This is a genomic window from Streptomyces sp. NPDC005070 (assembly GCF_053600395.1).
In genome coordinates this window covers 135,550-154,249 of record NZ_JBSFZS010000002.1, presented here as the reverse complement: position 1 = coordinate 154,249, position 18,700 = coordinate 135,550, and the positions used below count along the sequence as shown (strand labels likewise).

Annotated in this window: 15 protein-coding genes; 11 read left to right on the top strand and 4 right to left on the bottom strand. The window is 71.9% G+C overall.

What is annotated here, in order from left to right:
• Positions 1–132: 132 nt before the first annotated feature.
• Positions 133–1,359, bottom strand: coding sequence for an ROK family protein (locus ACWEBX_RS01475; RefSeq protein ID WP_451882864.1), 1,227 nt, complete (start codon positions 1,357–1,359; stop codon positions 133–135).
• A 119-nt stretch (positions 1,360–1,478) separates the two neighbouring features.
• Between ACWEBX_RS01475 and ACWEBX_RS01470 the strand changes: the two genes are divergently transcribed.
• Entirely contained in the window at positions 1,479–3,146 is a 1,668-nt protein-coding gene (locus ACWEBX_RS01470) for an MGH1-like glycoside hydrolase domain-containing protein (RefSeq protein ID WP_451882863.1), read from the top strand.
• The gene (locus ACWEBX_RS01465) at positions 3,143–5,080 is read left to right on the top strand and encodes an amylo-alpha-1,6-glucosidase (RefSeq protein ID WP_451882862.1); all 1,938 of its coding nucleotides are present in this window, start codon (positions 3,143–3,145) and stop codon (positions 5,078–5,080) included. The genes ACWEBX_RS01470 and ACWEBX_RS01465 overlap by 4 nt, the downstream gene beginning before the upstream one ends.
• Before the next feature lie 135 nt (positions 5,081–5,215).
• Here the strand turns inward: ACWEBX_RS01465 and dusB are convergent, their stop codons facing one another.
• The gene (gene dusB / locus ACWEBX_RS01460) at positions 5,216–6,382 is read right to left on the bottom strand and encodes a tRNA dihydrouridine synthase DusB (protein WP_451882861.1); all 1,167 of its coding nucleotides are present in this window, start codon (positions 6,380–6,382) and stop codon (positions 5,216–5,218) included.
• A 96-nt stretch (positions 6,383–6,478) separates the two neighbouring features.
• On the opposite strand from dusB, the gene ACWEBX_RS01455 reads away from it, so the two are divergent.
• Complete coding sequence (locus ACWEBX_RS01455) at positions 6,479–7,942, top strand: MFS transporter (RefSeq protein ID WP_451882860.1); 1,464 nt, start codon at positions 6,479–6,481, stop codon at positions 7,940–7,942.
• A gap of 180 nt (positions 7,943–8,122) precedes the next feature.
• Here ACWEBX_RS01455 and ACWEBX_RS01450 read toward each other — a convergent pair whose 3' ends face one another.
• Positions 8,123–9,154 (bottom strand): helix-turn-helix transcriptional regulator, encoded by a 1,032-nt coding sequence (locus tag ACWEBX_RS01450; protein ID WP_451882883.1) that lies wholly within the window; start codon positions 9,152–9,154, stop codon positions 8,123–8,125.
• A 110-nt stretch (positions 9,155–9,264) separates the two neighbouring features.
• Between ACWEBX_RS01450 and ACWEBX_RS01445 the strand changes: the two genes are divergently transcribed.
• From ACWEBX_RS01445 to ACWEBX_RS01430, 4 genes are all read left to right on the top strand, one after another.
• Complete coding sequence (locus ACWEBX_RS01445; RefSeq protein WP_451882859.1) at positions 9,265–10,695, top strand: MFS transporter; 1,431 nt, start codon at positions 9,265–9,267, stop codon at positions 10,693–10,695.
• Between the two features lie 242 nt (positions 10,696–10,937).
• Positions 10,938–12,338: a M14 family zinc carboxypeptidase gene (locus ACWEBX_RS01440; protein ID WP_451882858.1), complete on the top strand. Its 1,401-nt coding sequence runs from the start codon at positions 10,938–10,940 to the stop codon at positions 12,336–12,338.
• Between the two features lie 116 nt (positions 12,339–12,454).
• Positions 12,455–12,661 (top strand): hypothetical protein, encoded by a 207-nt coding sequence (locus ACWEBX_RS01435; RefSeq protein WP_355763986.1) that lies wholly within the window; start codon positions 12,455–12,457, stop codon positions 12,659–12,661.
• Positions 12,662–12,779: 118 nt separating this feature from the next.
• Complete coding sequence (locus tag ACWEBX_RS01430; RefSeq protein WP_451882857.1) at positions 12,780–13,832, top strand: chitinase; 1,053 nt, start codon at positions 12,780–12,782, stop codon at positions 13,830–13,832.
• Between the two features lie 130 nt (positions 13,833–13,962).
• Here the strand turns inward: ACWEBX_RS01430 and ACWEBX_RS01425 are convergent, their stop codons facing one another.
• Positions 13,963–15,345, bottom strand: a complete 1,383-nt coding sequence (locus tag ACWEBX_RS01425) for a glycine--tRNA ligase (RefSeq protein ID WP_355976406.1) — start codon at positions 15,343–15,345, stop codon at positions 13,963–13,965.
• A 197-nt stretch (positions 15,346–15,542) separates the two neighbouring features.
• On the opposite strand from ACWEBX_RS01425, the gene ACWEBX_RS01420 reads away from it, so the two are divergent.
• Genes ACWEBX_RS01420 through ACWEBX_RS01405 form a run of 4 tightly spaced genes read left to right on the top strand, consistent with a single transcriptional unit; the run spans position 15,543 to position 18,667 of the window.
• Complete coding sequence (locus tag ACWEBX_RS01420; protein ID WP_451882856.1) at positions 15,543–16,505, top strand: metal ABC transporter solute-binding protein, Zn/Mn family; 963 nt, start codon at positions 15,543–15,545, stop codon at positions 16,503–16,505.
• Positions 16,505–17,290: a metal ABC transporter ATP-binding protein gene (locus ACWEBX_RS01415; RefSeq protein WP_451882882.1), complete on the top strand. Its 786-nt coding sequence runs from the start codon at positions 16,505–16,507 to the stop codon at positions 17,288–17,290. Before ACWEBX_RS01420 ends, ACWEBX_RS01415 begins: the two co-directional genes overlap by 1 nt.
• Positions 17,290–18,192: a metal ABC transporter permease gene (locus ACWEBX_RS01410; RefSeq protein ID WP_451882855.1), complete on the top strand. Its 903-nt coding sequence runs from the start codon at positions 17,290–17,292 to the stop codon at positions 18,190–18,192. Before ACWEBX_RS01415 ends, ACWEBX_RS01410 begins: the two co-directional genes overlap by 1 nt.
• Before the next feature lie 58 nt (positions 18,193–18,250).
• Positions 18,251–18,667, top strand: a complete 417-nt coding sequence (locus ACWEBX_RS01405) for a Fur family transcriptional regulator (RefSeq protein WP_328555661.1) — start codon at positions 18,251–18,253, stop codon at positions 18,665–18,667.
• Positions 18,668–18,700 lie beyond the last annotated feature (33 nt).

The following is an 18,700-nucleotide window of genomic DNA, read 5'->3' as shown; positions in this document are numbered from 1 at the left end:
AGCGTGACCCTTATCAAGGGTGGCGAGAATCACGCCTCCAGGAGGAGCCAGATTTCATGATGCGGACCACGATCCGGGCACGACACACGGAGATACGGGCACGACACACGGACGGCTCACACGGATGCCCGGTCACACGCCGAGCGCCGCCAGCCGTTCCTCGGCCCGCTCCGGCGCGTACAGGTGCTCCACGACCAGCGCGCCCGCGCCCACGAGCCCGGCCCGCTCGCCGAGCCGGGACGTCACCACGTCCAGATGAGCGGTGGAACGCGGCAGCGCCCGCTGGTACAGCAGCTCCCGGACGCCCGTGAGGAAGGGGGTGCCGGCCAGATCCCCGGCGATCATCAGCACCCCCGGGTTGAGCAGGGTCACCACGGTGGCCAGGACGTCGCCGACCCGCCGGCCCGCCTCCCGCGCGAGCGCCGTCGCCTCGGGGTGCCCGGCCGCCAGCAGCTCGCGCACGTCCGAGCCGGACGCGGCCGGGACCCCGGACTCCGCGAGCCGGCGCGCCACCGCGCCACCGCTGGCGACGGCGGCCAGACAGCCGTACGAGCCGCACCGGCACAGCGCGTCGGCGCCCACCCGGATGTGCCCGATGTCCCCGGCGCCGCCGTCGATGCCCCGGTAGACGGTGCCGCCGACGACCATGCCCGCGCCGATACCGGTGGAGACCTTGACCAGCGCGAACGCCGAACAGTCCGGATAGCCGGCGCGCTGCTCCCCGTACGCCATGAGGTTGGCGTCGTTGTCGACGAGCACGGGGACACGCGCGGCGCCGGTGCCCGCGTGCTCGGCGAAGGCGCGGCCCAGCCGTCCCCGTATGTCGTAGCCGTCCCAGCCGGGCATGATCGGCGGCTGGACCACGCGGCCGGTCTCGCTGTCGACGGGACCCGGCACCGCGAGCCCTATGCCGCACACGGCGTCGGCGCTCCGGCCGGACTTCCCGACCAGCTCGGCGAACCAGCGTCCGAGTTCGCCGAGGACCGCCTCGGGTCCGTCGTCGACGACCAGGGGACCCCCGTGCTCGGCGAGGATCTCGCCGGTCAGGGTGAGGACGGCGGCGCGGCCGTGCCGGGTGTCGAGGTCGGCGGCGAGGACGACGGCGTGCTCGTCGTCGAACTCCAGGGTGATGGAGGGGCGTCCGCCGAGCGGCGAGTCGACGGGACCGCCCGCACCCTCACGGAGCCAGCCCGCACGGAACAGCCGGTCCAGGCGATGGCCGACCGTGGCCCGCGACAGACCGGTGGCCCGCTGGAGCGCTCCACGCGTGGTGGCCCGTCCGCTGCGCACCAGTTCGAGCAGTTCTCCGGCGCTTGCCTGGTTCCCGGTCTTCACGGTCACTCCCCGCCTTTCCGTCATGCGCACCCTCTTGCGTTCCCCAACTCTGCATTACATATTGAGTTTTGCGTGTTAAATAGACGTAACCCTACGGCAGATGCTGCCGAACCGGCCGGCCGGACGTCTTCGGGGAGACCTGAGTGGACAGCACAACCCAGCTCACAGCCCTGCACAGGGGACCCGTCACCCCCGTGCGCAGCTCCGGCACTCCGGCGCATGCCTCCGGCCCGCCCTCCCCGCCCCGCGCGGACGACGTCGTCCGGAGCGGACCACCCGTATACGATCCCGGCGGACCGTCAGGATCACTGCACCTCAGGGCCTCCCGGGTGCTGGAGGGCAACTGGACCGGAACGTCCACGGTGCCCTCACGCGGCCTGTATCCGCACCAGTGGTCCTGGGACTCCGCGTTCATCGCGATCGGCCTACGGCATCTGTCCCCCCTGCGGGCGCAGACGGAGCTGGAGACCCTGCTCGGCGCCCAGTGGGCCGACGGGCGTGTGCCGCACATCGTGTTCAACCCCTCCGTCCCGCTCGACGCGTACTTCCCGAGCCCCGACTTCTGGCGCTCCTCCACCGCCGGGCGCGCCACGGGCGCCCCGCGCACGGTACAGACGTCGGGCATCGTGCAGCCACCGGTGCACGCGCTCGCGGTGTGGCTGGTGCACCGGGCGGACCCGGGACTGTCCAGGGCCCGCTCGTTCCTCTCCCGGATGTATCCCCGCCTGGCGGCCTGGCACCGCTATCTCCTGCACCGCCGGGACCTGGGCGGCGGGGGTCTGGCCTGCGTGGTCCATCCCTGGGAGCAGGGCATGGACAACAGTCCCTGCTGGGACGCCCCGCTCGGTCGCGTCACCCCGGCGCCGGCCCGCTCCTTCCGGCGCGCCGACCTCGAACACGGCGCACCCGAGGACCGGCCGACCGATCTCGACTACGGGCGGTACGTACGGCTGGCCGCGGACTACCGGGACCGTGGATACGCCGACGGCGGCGGCGAGTTCGCGGTCGAGGACCCGCTGTTCAACGCCCTGCTGATCGCCTCGGAGCACGCGCTGGCCGAGATCGCGCGGGAGCTGGGCGCGACGGGGACGGCCCGGCACGCGCGCGCGGAACGGCTGACGGCGGCGCTGGTGGAGCGGCTGTGGGACCCGGCGGAGGGCATGTTCTTCTGTCGCGACGAGCGGAGCGGCGGCACCCCCGAAGGAAACGGCGGGGCCGGCGGAAACGGCGGCAGGACCGGAGGTTCAGCGGGCCGTGGCAGCGGCGGGCGCGGTGGTGCGCTGATCCGCGAACGCAGTGTCGCCGGGCTGCTGCCGCTCATCCTGCCCGCGCTGCCGCGCGACATCGCCGCCACGCTCGTACGGACCGCGAGCGGGCCGCGTTTCGGCCTCGGCGGGGCGGCACGGCTCGTGCCGAGCTACGACCTGACCGGCGAGGCGTTCGATCCGCACCGCTACTGGCGGGGGCCCGCCTGGTTCAACACCAACTGGCTGCTGGAGCGCGGGCTGCGGCTGCACGGGGAGCACGGACGGGCGGACGCCCTGCGGACCGCCCTGCTGGACACCGCCGGTGAGTCCGGGTTCGCGGAGTACGTGGACCCGTTCACCGGCGAGGCCTGCGGAGCGCTCGGTTTCAGCTGGACGGCGGCGCTGACGCTCGATCTGCTGCACGAGCCCTCCGGGGCGGCACCGGTCGTGTCCCCGCAGGGGCGCGACGCGTTGACCGACACGGCACCGGGCACCGGCGCCGGCGGTGCGGGACAGCGCACATTCGATTTCGGGGCGGACGCCAAGGGAGGGGACCGGGGATGACGGACCGGCATCATCTGCTCGTGCACGGTGGAACGTTCGCCGCCGTGGGCGACGGCGGGGACATCAGCGGAGTGCGGGGCGGCAGCTCTCCGGACGGGTTGTTCGTACGGGACGCCCGGCACCTCAGCCGCTGGCAGCTCACGGTGGACGGCGCGGTGCCCGAGGCGCTCACGCCGGTCGCGGACGGCGACACGGCACGCTGCGTCCTGGTGCCGCGCGGCGGCCGCAACGAACCGCCCGCCTACACGCTCTTCCGTGAACAGGCCGTCGCCGAGGGCTCGTTCGTGGAGGCGCTGCGCGTCACCAGCAACCGTCCGACCGCCACCACGGTCCGGATCGCAGTCACCGCCGACGCCGACTTCACGGATCAGTTCGAACTGCGTTCCGACCACCGCACGTACGCCAAGACGGGCGTCGTACGTCAGCGCCAAGTCCTGGACGACGGAGTGGAGTTCAGCTACCGGCGCGGCGAGTGGCGGTCCCGTACGACGGTCACCTCCGAGCCCGCGCCGGACGGCGTGGAGGAGACGGGCACGGGCGCGCGGCGGCTCGTCTGGACCCTCGACCTCGAACCGCACGGCTCGGCGGAACTGGCGCTGCGCGTCGCGGCCCGTCCGCACGGCGCCGCGCACGAGCCGCGCGTTCCCGCCTCGCCCGCCGCGGCGGGCGCGCGACTCCTCGCTCTGGAGGACGAGTTCGCGCGGGGGGTGCCGTTCCCGACCGGCTGGCCGGAGCTGGCCGCGGCCTGTGCGCGCGGCCTGTCCGACCTGGCCGTCCTCCAGGTTCCGGCGACGGGCCCGGACGGCGAGGAGCTGCGGGTGCCCGCGGCCGGGGTCCCCTGGTTCCTCACCCTGCTGGGCCGCGACGCCCTGCTCACCTCGCTCTTCGCCCTGCCCTACCGGCCGCAGCTCGCCGCCGCCACGCTGCCCGCGCTGGCCGCCACCCAGGCGGTCGAGGTGGGGGCGGGCGCGGTCGCCCAGCCCGGCAAGATCGTGCACGAGGTGCGGCACGGCGAGCTGGCGCACTTCGGGCAGGTGCCGTACGGGCGGTACTACGGTTCGGTGGACGCGACGCCGCTGTTCCTGGTGCTGCTCGGCGCCTACACCGAGCAGACCGGCGATGTGACTCTGGCCCGCCGTCTGGAGCCCAACGCCCGTGCGGCGATCGGCTGGATGCTGGACCACGGCGGGCTGACCTCACGCGGCTATCTCGTCTATCGCGCGGACGGCGGCGGTCTCGCGAACCAGAACTGGAAGGACTCCCCCGGCGCCATCTGTTCGGCCGACGGCAGCCGCCCCAGCGGGCCGGTGATGGCGGCGGGCGCGCAGGGATACGCGTACGACGCGCTGCGCCGCACCGCCCAACTGGCCCGCACGGTCTGGGACGACGAGGTCTACGCGGCGCTCCTGGAACAGGCCGCCGCCGACCTGCGCGACCGTTTCCAGCGGGACTTCTGGATGAGCGAACACGCCTTCCCCGCCCTGGCGTTGGACGGCGACGGCCGGCATGTCGACGCGCTCGCCTCGGACGCGGGGCATCTGCTGTGGTCCGGCCTGCTGGACAAGGAGTACGGCGAACTGGTCGGCCGGCGGCTCCTCGAACCGGACTTCTTCTCCGGCTGGGGTGTGCGCACGCTCGCCGCGGGCCAGCCCGCGTACCACCCGCTGTCGTACCACCGCGGTTCCGTCTGGCCGCACGACAACGCCCTGATCACCCTGGGGCTGGCGCGGTACGGACTGCACGACGAGGCCCGTACGGTCGCCCACGGACTCGTGGACGCGGCCACGGCCGCGGGACACCGCCTGCCGGAGGTCATCGCGGGCTACGGCCGTGACACCCATGCCCAGCCGGTGCCCTACCCGCACGCCTGTGTACGGGAGTCCCGTTCGGCGGCGGCACCACTGGCCCTGCTGGCGGCGGTGGGCGGCGCCTAGGCGTTGTGGTCCGGTGCCGGGAGGATCGGGCCCGGTGCCGAGAAGATCCGGTCCGGTGCCGAGAGGGCCCGGACCGGAGTCCTGGAGCAGGTCCGGTGCGCGTGCGGGCGGCGCGCGCACCGGGCCACCGGCGGATCAGCCGCCGGAGGTGTCCAGTTCGGCGTCCTCGGACACGCCCGCGCAGTCGTAGGGGTCCTTCAGCCAGCCGTCCGGCAGGACGACCCGGTTGTTGCCCGAGGTACGGCCGCGCGGTCCGTCGGCGCCCGACGGCCACGGCTGGTCCTGGTCCAGCTCGGCCAGCCCGTCGGAGAGTTCGGCGAGCGACGAGGTGATCGCGAGACGCTTGCGCATCTCCGAGCCGACCGAGAAGCCCTTGAGGTACCAGGCGACGTGCTTGCGGAAGTCGATGACACCGCGCGTCTCGTCGCCGATCCACTCGCCGAGGAGCGTCGCGTGGCGGACCATGACGGCCGCGACCTCGCGGAGCGTCGGCCGCGCGTAGGCGTCGGGGCGGCCCTCGAAGGCGGCCACCAGGTCGCCGAACAGCCAGGGCCGGCCGAGGCAGCCGCGCCCGACGACGACCCCGTCGCACCCGGTCTCGCGCACCATCCGCAGCGCGTCGTCCGCCGACCAGATGTCGCCGTTGCCGAGGACGGGGATCTCCGGCACATGCTCCTTCAGCCGGGCGATGGCGTCCCAGTCGGCGGTGCCGCCGTAGTGCTGGGCGGCGGTACGGCCGTGCAGCGCGATGGCCGTCACGCCCTCCTCGACCGCGATCCGGCCCGCGTCCAGGAAGGTGATGTGGTCGTCGTCGATGCCCTTGCGCATCTTCATGGTGACGGGCAGGTCCCCGGCGCCGCTGACGGCCTCACGCAGGATCGCGCGCAGCAGGTTGCGCTTGTACGGGAGGGCGGAGCCGCCGCCCTTGCGGGTGACCTTGGGAACCGGGCAGCCGAAGTTGAGGTCGATGTGGTCGGCGAGGCCCTCTTCCGCGATCATGCGGACGGCCTTGCCGACGGTGGCGGGGTCGACACCGTAGAGCTGGATCGAGCGCGGCTTCTCGGTCGCGTCGAAGTGGATGAGCTGCATGGTCTTCTCGTTGCGCTCGACCAGCGCCCGCGTGGTGATCATCTCGCTGACGAAGAGGCCCTTGCCACCGCTGAACTCGCGGCACAGCGTACGGAACGGCGCGTTCGTGATCCCGGCCATGGGGGCCAGGACGACGGGCGGCTGCGCCGTGTGGGGGCCGATCGAGAGCGAGGAGTTCAGCGTGGAGTCCACTGTGGACGTGGGCGTGGGCATTCCCCCATTGTGGCGTACCGCGCCGGATGCTCGCGCGAAAGATCATGTAGCGGTCATTAGTTAGACACACTATCGACAACGCCGTACGCTGAGGCCATGCCTGAGCTCAGCCACCGCCGCCGGATGCTGGTGCTCGCGATCTGCTGCATGAGTCTGCTGATCGTGAGCCTCGACGTGACGATCCTGAACGTCGCCCTGCCCTCGATGCAGCAGGAGCTGCACGCGAGCGTCGCGGGCATGCAGTGGACCATCGACGCGTACACCCTGGTACTGGCCTCCCTGCTGATGCTCGCGGGCTCCACCGCCGACCGCATCGGCCGGCGCAAGGTGTTCATGGCGGGCCTGGTCCTGTTCACCATCGGCTCGGTGCTCTGCTCCCTCGCCCCGAACCTCGACACCCTCATCGTCTTCCGGATGGTCCAGGCCGTCGGCGGCTCGATGCTGAACCCGGTGGCGATGTCGATCATCACCAACACCTTCACGGACCCGCGCGAGCGGGCCCGCGCGATCGGCGTCTGGGGCGCCGTGGTCGGTATCTCCATGGCCGCGGGACCGCTGGTGGGCGGACTGCTCGTCGACACCGTGGGCTGGCGGTCCATCTTCTGGATCAACCTTCCCGTCGGCCTCGCCGCGCTCCTGCTGACGCTCCGCTTCGTCCCCGAGTCCCGCGCCCCGAAGGCCCGCCGTCCCGACCCGGTCGGCCAGCTCCTCGTCATCGCGCTGCTCGGCTCCCTCACGTACGCGATCATCGAGGCGCCCACCTCCGGGATCGTCCCCACCCTGTCCTTCGGTGTGATCGCCCTCGCCGCGCTGCTCGGCCTCCTGTGGTACGAGCCGCGGCGCGACGAACCCCTCATCGACCTGCGGTTCTTCCGCTCGGTGCCGTTCAGCGGGGCCACCGTCATCGCGGTGAGCGCGTTCGCCGCCCTCAGTGGCTTCCTGTTCCTGTCGACGCTGTACCTGCAGAACGTGCGCGGTCTGAACGCCCTGCACGCGGGTCTGTGGATGCTGCCCATGGCGTTCCTGTGCTTCGTCTGCGCTCCCGTGTCGGGGCGCCTGGTCGGCAACCGCGGCCCCCGGCCGTCCCTGCTCATCGCCGGTGCCGCGATGACCGTGAGCGGTGTGCTGTTCGCGGCGTTCGAGGCCGAGACGTCGAACGTCACGCTCGTGATCGCCTACGTCTTCTTCGGCATCGGCTTCGGCTTCGTGAACGCGCCCATCACCAACACCGCCGTCTCCGGCATGCCCCGCTCGCAGGCGGGCGTCGCCGCCGCCGTCGCCTCGACCAGCCGGCAGATCGGCGGCACCCTCGGGGTCGCGGTCATCGGCGCTGCCCTCGCCTCCGGCATCCAGGCCTCCGCCTACCGGGAGACCTTCGTCGCGGCCTCGCTGCCCGGCTGGTGGATCATCACCGGCTGCGGTGTCGCCGTCCTCGTCCTCGGCTGGCTCAGCAGCGGACGCCGGGCCCGCGCGTCGGCCGAGCGTACGGCCCGTCTGCTGGAGTCCCCGGAGATCCGGGAGGCGGCCGGGGTGCGGGCGCAGGACGCGTCCGCCGCCTGACGGGAAGGGCGGATCGGGGCCGTCAGGTGGCGGGCCTGTGCGGGTCGAGGGCGAGCGGGGTCGAGGCCGAGCGGAGTCGGACCCGAGCGGGGTCGAGACCGAACGGGCGGAGCCCGAGCAGGTCACAGCCGAGCAGGTCACGCCCGAACAGGTCGAGGCCGAGCAGGCCGCGGGGTCCGGTCAGACCCCTCCCGGCACCTTCCCCCGGGGCCGCGCTTCGGCTCGGTCCCCGTCCTGGTCCCGGTCTCCGTCCTGGTCCCGGTCTCCGTCCTGGTCCCCGTCCCGGGCGCCCGCCTCCGCTTCGGCCTCCAGCGCGATGGCGTGCAGCCTCTCCAGCCGTTCGCGGCTCTCCTCGTCCTGGGGCGGGTACGTCACCATCCGGGCACCCAGGTCGGGGGCGAGCCACAGGTCCGTGTGATCGACGGTGACCAGGCCGACGTAGGGACTCAGGAACTTCTTCGTCTTCCCGCGGGTGGCGGCCACCTCGTACCGGTCCCAGTTCTCGCGGAACTCGGCCGACTCGGCCCGCAGCCGCTTCAGCAGGGTCTTCCAGGCGGGCTCCCCCAGGTGCCCGGCCATCGACGCGCGCAGCTTCGCGGCCATCAGCCGCGTGGTCTCGTCGAGCAGGACGATCGACTCGCGCCACTCCGCGTTGGTGTAGGCGAGGAGCACGCAGTTGCGGTCGGCGGGCGGGACCGTGCCGAGGTCGCGCATCATCAGCCGCGCGTAGGTGCGGTTGTACGCCAGGATGTCGTACCGGCTGTTCTGGATGCAGGCCGGGACCGGCTCCAGCTTCGTCAGGATCTGTCGCAGTGCCGGGGTGATCACCGCGCACTGCGCCGCGGGCGTGGGGTCGACCGCTCCGGCGAGCTGGAAGAGGTGGGCCCGCTCGCTGGTGTCCAGCAGCAGGGTGCGGGCCAGGGCGTCGAGAACCTGCTCGGAGACCTGGATGTCGCGGGCCTGTTCCAACCAGGTGTACCAGGTGACCCCGACGGCGGAGAGCTGGGCGACCTCCTCGCGGCGCAGGCCGGGCGTGCGCCGCCGACGCCCACGGGGCAGCTGCACCTGCTCGGGGGTGATGCGTTCGCGGCGGCTGCGCAGGAAGGTGGCCAGCTCGTGCCGCCGGATCTCACCCGCGCGGGACCCGACCCGTTCCGGGCCGGGGGGCGCCGGCTGTGGCGGGGCCTGGGTGGGGGGTGTCTCCCGCGTCATCGTCGTCATGCCTCCAGCCTGTCGCTCGGCTCAGCCTGTTGCCAGGTAGCGCTTGTACCAGGATAAGAAGACTCTGGTACCCGTCTGAGTACGGGAGAAGTCTGGAGGACGTGACCGAAACCGGAACTCTCACGACCACCGTCAGCGCCCCCGCCGCGCCACCCGGCCTCGGCGGCCTCGGACTCTTCACGGTGCTGCTCGGCGCGGCGCTGCCCCTGATCGACTTCTTCATCGTCAACGTAGCCCTTCCGACCATCGGGCAGGACCTGAACGCGAGTGAGGCCGTCCTCGAACTCGTCGTCGCCGGCTACGGGGTCGCGTACGCCGTCCTGCTCGTCATCGGCGGACGCCTCGGCGACCTGTTCGGGCGCCGTCGGCTCTTCCTCGGCGGCATGGCGGCCTTCGGCCTGACCTCGCTCGCCTGCGGGCTCGCGCCCACCGCGTGGACCCTCGTGGCGGCGCGGGTCGCCCAGGGCGCGGCCTCCGCGGCGATGCTGCCGCAGGTCCTCGCCACCATCCAGTCGGCGACCTCCGGGCCCCGCCGCGCCAAGGCGATGGGCCTGTACGGCGCCACGGCCGGGCTGTCCATGGTCGCCGGGCAGATCCTCGGCGGGCTGCTGGTCGCGGCCGACATCGCGGGCACCGGCTGGCGCTCGGTGTTCCTCGTGAACGTGCCCGTCGTCGTGCTCGGTCTCGTCCTGGCCCGCCGTGCCGTCCCCGAGACCCGCTCGCAGCGCCCGGAGCCGATCGACGCCCCCGGCACGATCCTGCTCGCGGTCGCGCTGCTGGCGCTGCTCGCCCCGCTCACCGAGGGCCGGGCCGCGGGCTGGCCGCTGTGGACCTGGGTCTCCCTGGCGCTGTTCCCGCTCGCTGCCGCCGGCTTCTACCGCGTCGAACGCCGTGCGGACCGGCTCGGCCGCACCCCTCTGGTCCCGCCGAGCCTGTTCGAGCTGACCTCGCTGCGCCGGGGCCTGATCATGATCGTGCCGTTCTCCATCGGCTTCAGCGGCTTCATGTTCGTGATCGCGGTGGCGCTGCAGCGCGGCGAGGGGCTCGGTCCCGTCCCGGCGGGGCTGGCCCTCGCTCCCATGGCGGTCGTCTTCTTCGTCACCTCGCTGTGCGGGCCCCGGCTGATCGCCCGCTACGGGACGCGGGTCGTGACAGCGGGCGGACTGATCCAGGCGGTGGGGCTGGGGCTCATCACCCTGGCCGCCTGGCGCTCGTGGCCGGACCTCGGGATGGTGGAGCTGCTGCCCGGAGCGGCCGTCGCCGGGGCGGGCCAGGCGCTCCAGCTCCCCGTCCTGATCCGGATCATCCTCTCCGAGGTGCCGGCCGTGCGGGCCGGCGTGGGCAGCGGTGTCATGGCCACCACCCAGCAGGCGGCGCTCGCCGTCGGGGTCGCCACCCTCGGCACCCTGTTCCTGTCCCTCGTCCCGTCCCACGGCATGCGGGACGCCCTGGTGACGACCCTCTTGGCCCAGTTGGCCGGCGTGGCCCTGACCACCGCCCTGAGCCTGCGGCTGCCGCGCACGATCCACTGAGGGCCCGGCCGGGCACCGGGTTCCTCGTGCGGGCCTCGCCGGTGCTCGTCGGTCCGGGGGGCGGACCGGTCGCCCCGGACGAGCGTGCCGGCGGCGCCGGCCGGCCGGTGCCCGACCCCCCGATCGGCCACCGGCATATGCACTGGCCATGAGGCTGTCGCCTTCCCCTCAGGGGCTGTTGACACCAGTGGTGCCTCATGTCGTACTGAGTCGCACCGAAGTCGAACGGAGCGTGCCCGGCGATGGCCGGGGTGTTCCGTCCGGCCTACCCGCGATCCACGATCCACGATCCGAGGAGACTCCGTGGCCGAGATCAAGATCCGCGCGCTGGACCGGAGAAGGACCCGGGACGACAGCAATTCCGGACACTGAGCTATCCCACGCCCGCCGACGTCACCCGCACCGCCGAGGCCCTGACCGCCCGGCATCCCGGCCTGTGCCGGCTGAGCACGATCGGCCACTCCCGGCACGGCCTCCCCCTGCGGATGCTGAGCGTCGGAAACGGGCCACGGCACGCCCTCGTGGTCGCGGGCGCACACCCCAACGAGTACGTCGGCGGGGGCACCCTCCTGGCGCTGGCCCACCGGGCACTGGACGGCGAACGGCCCGGCACCGTATGGCACTTGGTGCTGTGCCTCGACCCGGACGGAGCGCGCCTCAACGAAGGCGGACACCGGGCCGACACCCTGTTCGGCCACTACCGGTCCTTCTTCCGCCCGACCGCGGACGAACAGCCCGAATGGGCACCCGCGCTCCCCCGCCCGCGGTTCCTGCCGGAGAGCCGCGCCCTGCTCGACGTCATCCGCAGGCTGCGGCCCTACATCCAGATCTCCCTGCACAGCACGGACATCGGCGGCACCTTCGCCCAGCTCACCCGGGACGTCCCCGGCCTCGACCAGATCCTCGCCGCCTCCGCGGAACGGCTCGGCATCCCGGTCGAGAGGGCCCCACTGGACGCCCTGCACTGGCCCACCAGCGCGCCCGGCGTCTTCGTCCTGCCGCCGCCCGGAGCGCCCGAACGCCCCACCGCTTTCCCGGAGAACGCCCACCGCTCCACCTGGCTCGCCCCGCACGCCCACGGCGGCGTCACCGCGGTGCTCGAGGTACCGGTCTGGGCCGCCGCCGGATTCGCCGATCTCGCACCCCACCCCGCCCCGGAGCAGCGGCTGCGGCACTGGGCGGACCGACTGCGGGACTACGCCCACACCGTCCGCGGGCACTACGAACGGGCCCGCCCCCATCTCCCGGCCCCCGGCCCCGATCCGGCCTTCAGCATGCGCCGGGCCGTGGCCGAAACGCTGCGTGTGTGCGGCCCGTTGGCCGACAGCTGGGACCCCGCGCATCCGTCGTTCACCCCGCTCCCCGGACTCTCCCGCGCCCGCACGGCCAGCATCGAGGGCTTCGCCCGGCGCACCCCGCTCCGGGCCGCCGCCATGCTGCTGCGCCTCCTCGAGGAGTACGCGCCCGCTCCGGGGACCGTGGCCCAACGCACCGAGCTGGAAGCCCTCGTGGCACGCTGGTGCGCAGCCTACTCGGCGAGTTTCACGGCGACCTGGGTACCGGTGGACCGGCAGATAGAACACCAGGTCAATGTCACCACGGCCGCCGTCGAGGCCGCCGAGGGGCACCTCGCCCCGTCGTGACCACGGGCACGATCGCGCCCGGTCCCACCGAAGTCACCGCCGAAGAACCCCCGTTGATCTTCACCATGCTGCACACTCCTTGCTGCGCAGACGAAGCGGGAGAACCAGGAGGTGTCATGCTTCAGATCAACGCGAGCAAAGTGAGCCGCTGGGACCAGCACGGCCGCGAACACACCGTCCACGTGCAACGGGCGGGCGTCCAGCGCACCATCCGATGCGAGACGTGCGGCTGGCGCAAAAACACCCAGTTCCTGCCCTGGCTGAAGGCGGAGGAACACCTGGCCGAGGAGCACCAGGCGACGGTCGACCCGAAAGAGGCCTGAACCGCGGCACCGAGGGCGACCCCCCGGCCACTTTGGTCCAGACCTCTTGACGAAAGGTCTGGACCGCGCGACTGTCATGCCTACGACACCTCACCGCACCCCCACCGGGAGGCCTCGCATGATGCGCCGGAGACTGCGTCCGCTCGTCGTGGCACTGGCCACGGCCGTCCTCGTCCCGCTGTACGGCGCGGCTGCGCCCGGCGCCTTCGCCGCGGACACCTGCGCCGTGAAGTCCCGTCCCGCCGGAAAGGTTCTCCAGGGCTACTGGGAGAACTGGGACGGGGCGGCCAACGGTGTGCACCCGCCCTTCGGGTGGACACCGATCACCGACTCCCGTATCGCCGCGCACGGCTACAACGTGGTCAACGCGGCGTTCCCCGTCATCCGCTCGGACGGCACCGCGCTGTGGGAGGACGGGATGGACACGGGCGTGAAGGTCGCCACGCCCGCCGAGATGTGCGCGGCCAAGGCGTCGGGGCAGACGATCCTGCTGTCCATCGGCGGAGCGGCCGCCGGCATCGACCTCAGCTCGTCCGCGGTCGCCGACCGTTTCGTCGCGACGATCGTGCCCATCCTGAAGAAGTACAACTTCGACGGCATCGACATCGACATCGAGACCGGGCTCGTCGGCAGCGGCAGCATCGGTCAGCTCTCCGCGTCGCAGGCCAACCTGGTCCGGATCATCGACGGGGTGCTGTCCCGGATGCCGTCGAACTTCGGGCTGACGATGGCGCCGGAGACCGCCTACGTCACGGGCGGCAGCGTCGCGTACGGCTCGATCTGGGGCGCGTACCTGCCCATCGTGAAGAAGTACGCGGACAACGGGCGGCTGTGGTGGCTGAACATGCAGTACTACAACGGCAGCATGTACGGCTGTTCCGGTGACTCGTACTCCGCGGGCACCGTACAGGGCTTCACCGCCCAGACCGACTGTCTCAACAAGGGGCTTGTAGTGCAGGGGACCACCATCAAGGTCCCCTACGACAAGCAGGTCCCGGGGCTGCCGGCCCAGTCCGGCGCGGGCGGCGGTTACATGACGCCGGGCCTCGTCTCCCAGGCCTGGCGCCACTACGGCACCTCCCTCAAGGGCCTGATGACGTGGTCGGTCAACTGGGACGGCTCGAAGAACTGGACCTTCGGCGACAACGTGAAGGCGCTCCAGGGCCGCTGAGCACGCCGGGCCGAAGGACACCGGACGAAGGACGGCCCGGAAAGAGGACGCCCGGACACCCCATGGTCCGGGACACCGCGAAGCCCCCGCTTCCCTGCCCGGGAAACGGGGGCTTCGTGCAGCGCGTGGGTCAGCAGCCGACGAGACGGGCGGCCAGGTAGCCCTCGATCTGGTCGAGCGAGACACGCTCCTGCTTCATCGAGTCGCGCTCGCGCACCGTGACGGCGTTGTCGTCGAGGGTGTCGAAGTCGACGGTGACGCAGAACGGCGTGCCGATCTCGTCCTGACGGCGGTAGCGGCGGCCGATGGCGCCGGCGTCGTCGAACTCGATGTTCCAGTTCTGGCGCAGCGCGGCGGCGAGACCCTTGGCCTTCGGGGACAGCTCCGGGTTGCGGGACAGCGGCAGCACCGCGACCTTCACCGGGGCCAGACGGTGGTCGAGGCGCAGCACCGTGCGCTTCTCCATCTTGCCCTTGGCGTTCGGGGCCTCGTCCTCGACGTAGGCGTCGAGCAGGAAGGCGAGCATGGCGCGGCCGACACCGGCGGCGGGCTCGATGACGTAGGGGGTCCAGCGCTCCTGGGCCTCCTGGTCGTAGTAGGCGAGGTCCTGGCCGGAGGCCTTGGAGTGCGCGCCGAGGTCGTAGTCGGTGCGGTTCGCGACGCCCTCCAGCTCACCCCACTCGTTGCCGCCGAACTGGAAGCGGTACTCGATGTCGGCGGTGCGCTTGGAGTAGTGGGAGAGCTTCTCCTTCGGGTGGTCGTACCACCGCATGTTCTCCTCGCGCAGGCCGAGACCGGTGTACCAGTTCCAGCGCTGCTCCATCCAGTACTCCTGCCACTGCTCGTCCTCGCCCGGCTTGACGAAGAACTCCATCTCCATCTGCTCGAACTCGCGGGTGCGGAAGATGAAGTTGCCGGGCGTGATCTCGTTGCGGAAGGACTTGCCCATCTGCGCGATGCCGAACGGGGGCTTCTTGCGCGAGGTGGTCTGCACCTGGGCGAAGTTGGTGAAGATGCCCTGGGCGGTCTCGGGGCGCAGGTAGGCGACGGAGCCGCTGTCCTGGGTCGGGCCGAGGTGGGTGGAGAGCAGGCCCGAGAACTGCTTGGGCTCGGTGAACGTGCCCTTGTTGCCGCAGTTGGGGCAGTTGAGGTCGGCGAGGCCGTTCTCCGGGAGGCGGCCGTGCTTGGCCTCGTAGTGCTCCTCCAGGTGGTCGGCGCGGAAGCGCTTGTGGCACGAGGTGCACTCGGTCAGCGGGTCCGTGAAGGTGGCGACGTGACCGGAGGCGACCCACACCTCGGGGGCCAGGATCACGGACGAGTCGAGACCGACCACGTCCTCGCGCGACGTGACCATGTAGCGCCACCACTGGCGCTTCAGGTTCTCCTTGAGTTCGACGCCGAGCGGGCCGTAGTCCCAAGCGGCACGCTGTCCGCCGTAGATCTCACTACAGGGGAAAACGAAGCCACGGCGCTTGCTCAGGCTGACGATGGAATCGATCTTGTCGGCGGCCACGGTGCTCTCTTCATTACGAACGGACGGCAGCGAATGCTTCAGGTTACCGGCGTCGCCCACCCCCGCATCAAATCGGTTCCCGCGCTAGGCCGCTTCCTGCCGGTTGGATCCACTTGATACCCGTTGCAGGAGCGCGCGCGGGCACCCTCACGAGGGCTTGTTGACAATCGTTTCCAGATTTGTTGAAAATGACTGTCATGAACGTACGACGACGCCTCATATCGGGGTCCGCCGCCGCGGCGGCCATCGCCCTCGGCCTCGGCGCCCTCACGGCCTGCTCGGGTTCCGCGGCGGCCGGCGCCCGCAACGACGGCCGACTCGACGTGGTCGCGTCGTTCTACCCGCTCCAGTACCTCGCCGAGGAGATCGGCGGCTCGCATGTGAGCGTCACCAATCTGACCCGGCCCGGCCAGGAGCCGCACGACCTGGAGATCAGCGCCCGCGAGACCGCGCGGCTCCAGGAGGCCGACGCCGTCCTCTACCTCAAGAACCTCCAGCCGGCCGTCGACGACGCGGTCGCCCAGTCCGGGGTGCGGACCAAGGTCGACGCGGCCTCGCTGACCACGCTGGAGAAGCACGGCAACGAGGTCGGCGGGCACGCCGCCGCGCACGACCACAGCGAGGGCGAGGACTCCGGCGCCACCGACCCGCACGTCTGGCTCGACCCCGTGCGCTTCGGCCAGGTCGCCGAGGGCGTGTCGGCCGCGCTGAAGAAGGCCGACCCGAAGCACGCCGCGGACTACGACAAGAACATGGCCGCGCTGCGGAAGAAGTTCACCGCGCTGGACAAGGACTTCCGCGACGGGCTCGCGAACACGAAGACCAAGACCTTCATCACCACCCACGCCGCGTTCGGCTACCTGGCCGAGCGCTACGGGCTCACCGAGGAGGCCGTCAACGGCCTCGACCCCGAATCGGAGCCCAGCGCGAACCGGGTGAAGGCCCTGGAGAACCTGGCGAAGGCCGACGGCGTCACGACGGTGTTCTACGAGACGCTCGTCAGCGACAGGACCGCCGGCACGATCGCCCGGGACGTGGGGCTGCGGACGGATGTCCTCGACCCCCTCGAAGGCATCACCGACAAGTCCAGGGGCAGCGACTACATGCAGGTCATGCAGTCGAACCTGAAGGCCCTCCAGACGGCTCTGGGAACGAAGTGATCACTGTGGAGGACGCCGTGAACGAGTCCGTCGTATCCCTGCGCGGTGTCCGGGCGGAGCTGGGTTCGCGCCCGGTCCTGCGCGGCATGGACCTGACCGTGCGCCGTGGAGAGGTGGTCGCGCTGCTCGGCGCGAACGGCTCCGGCAAGTCGACCGCCGTGCGCAGCGTCATCGGCCAGGTCACCGTCAGCGCCGGTGAGATCGAGATCTTCGGCGTTCCGCGCCGCCGCTTCCGCGACTGGCACCGGGTGGGCTACGTCCCGCAGCGGACCACAGCCGCGGGCGGCGTGCCGGCGACGGTCACCGAGATCGTCGCCTCGGGCCGGCTGTCCCGCGCCCGCTTCGGCATCCTGCGCAAGGCCGATCACGCGGCCGTACGACGGGCCCTTGAGCTCGTCGGGATGGCGGACCGCGCCAAGGACTCCGTGAACGCCCTGTCGGGCGGACAGCACCAGCGGGTCCTCATCGCCCGCGCGCTGGCCTCCGAACCCGAACTGCTGATCATGGACGAGCCGATGGCGGGCGTGGACCTCGCCAGCCAGGAGGTGCTGGCCGCCACCCTGCGCGACCAGGTCGCCCAGGGCACGTCCGTGCTGCTCGTCCTGCACGAGCTGGGCCCCCTGGAGCCGCTGATCGACCGCGCGGTCGTCCTGCGGGACGGCTGCGTCCTGCACGACGGCCCGCCGCCACAGGCGGTCGGCCAGCACGCCCTGCCCGGCCACGACCACGTACACCCGCACGCGGCTCACGACGCCGAACCGATCCGGACGGGACTCCTGAGCTGATGGACATCCTCGACTACGCCTTCATGCAGCGGGCGCTGCTCGCCGCCGTCCTGGTGGGCGTCATCGCGCCCGCCGTCGGCATCTACCTCGTCCAGCGCCGTCAGGCCCTGATGGGCGACGGCATCGGCCATGTGGCGATGACGGGCGTCGGCCTCGGCTTCCTGCTCAACACGTCGCCGGTGTGGATGGCGACGGCCGTTTCCGTACTGGGCGCCGTCCTCATGGAGCTGATCCGCTGGTACGGAAAGACGCGCGGGGACATCGCGCTGGCCATGCTCTTCTACGGGGGCATGGCGGGCGGCGTGATGTTCATCAACCTCTCGCCGGGCGGCTCGAACGCCAACCTGACCTCGTATCTCTTCGGCTCGCTGTCGACGGTGAGCGCGTCCGACGTGACGGCGATCTGCCTGCTGGGCGCCTTCGTCATGGCGGTCACGCTGGGGCTGCGCCGCCAGTTGTTCGCGGTCAGCCAGGACGAGGAGTTCGCGCGGGTGACCGGTCTGCCGGTGCGGGCCCTGAATCTGCTGACGGCCGTCACTGCGGCGGTCACGGTCACCGTCGCGATGCGCGTGGTCGGCCTGCTGCTGGTGAGCGCGCTGATGGTGGTGCCGGTGGCGGCGGCCCAGCAGCTCACCCGGAGCTTCGCGGCGACGTTCGCCGTCGCGGTGGCGATCGGGGTGAGCGTGACGATCGGCGGCACGGTGACGTCGTTCTACCAGGATGTGCCGCCCGGCTCGACGATCGTGCTGCTGACGATCGGCGCGTTCATCGCGCTGACGGCGCTCGCGGCACCGCTGGCACGGCGCCGGGCCCGGGCCGTGGCCGCGGCGCAGGCCGCCGGGGATCCCGCGGAGTGCGCGATTCCGGCCACCCGCGGACCGGAGAGCGCCGTCGGCGTCTGACCGGGCCCTGCCCGGGCTGGCACAATGGCCGGGCAAGCGCAGACGCGAGGAGGCAACGGTGACAACCGCTGGATCGCCCGTCCGGGGCCGCTCCACCCGGCAGCGTGCCGCCGTGGCGGCGGCACTCGACGAGGTGACCGAGTTCCGCAGCGCGCAGGAGCTCCACGACATGCTCAAGCACAAGGGCGACTCGGTGGGGCTCACCACCGTCTACCGCACGCTCCAGTCCCTCGCCGACGCCGGCGAGGTCGACGTCCTGCGCACCTCGGAGGGCGAGTCCGTCTACCGGCGCTGCTCCAGCGGCGAGCACCACCACCACCTCGTCTGCCGCGTCTGCGGCAAGGCCGTGGAGGTGGAGGGCCCGGCCGTCGAGAAGTGGGCGGAGGCCATCGCCGCGGAGCACGGCTACGTGAACGTGGCGCACACGGTGGAGATCTTCGGTACGTGCGCGGAGTGCGCGGCGGCGAAGGGCTGAGCCCCAGGGGGCATACGCGCGTCGGGGCCCCGG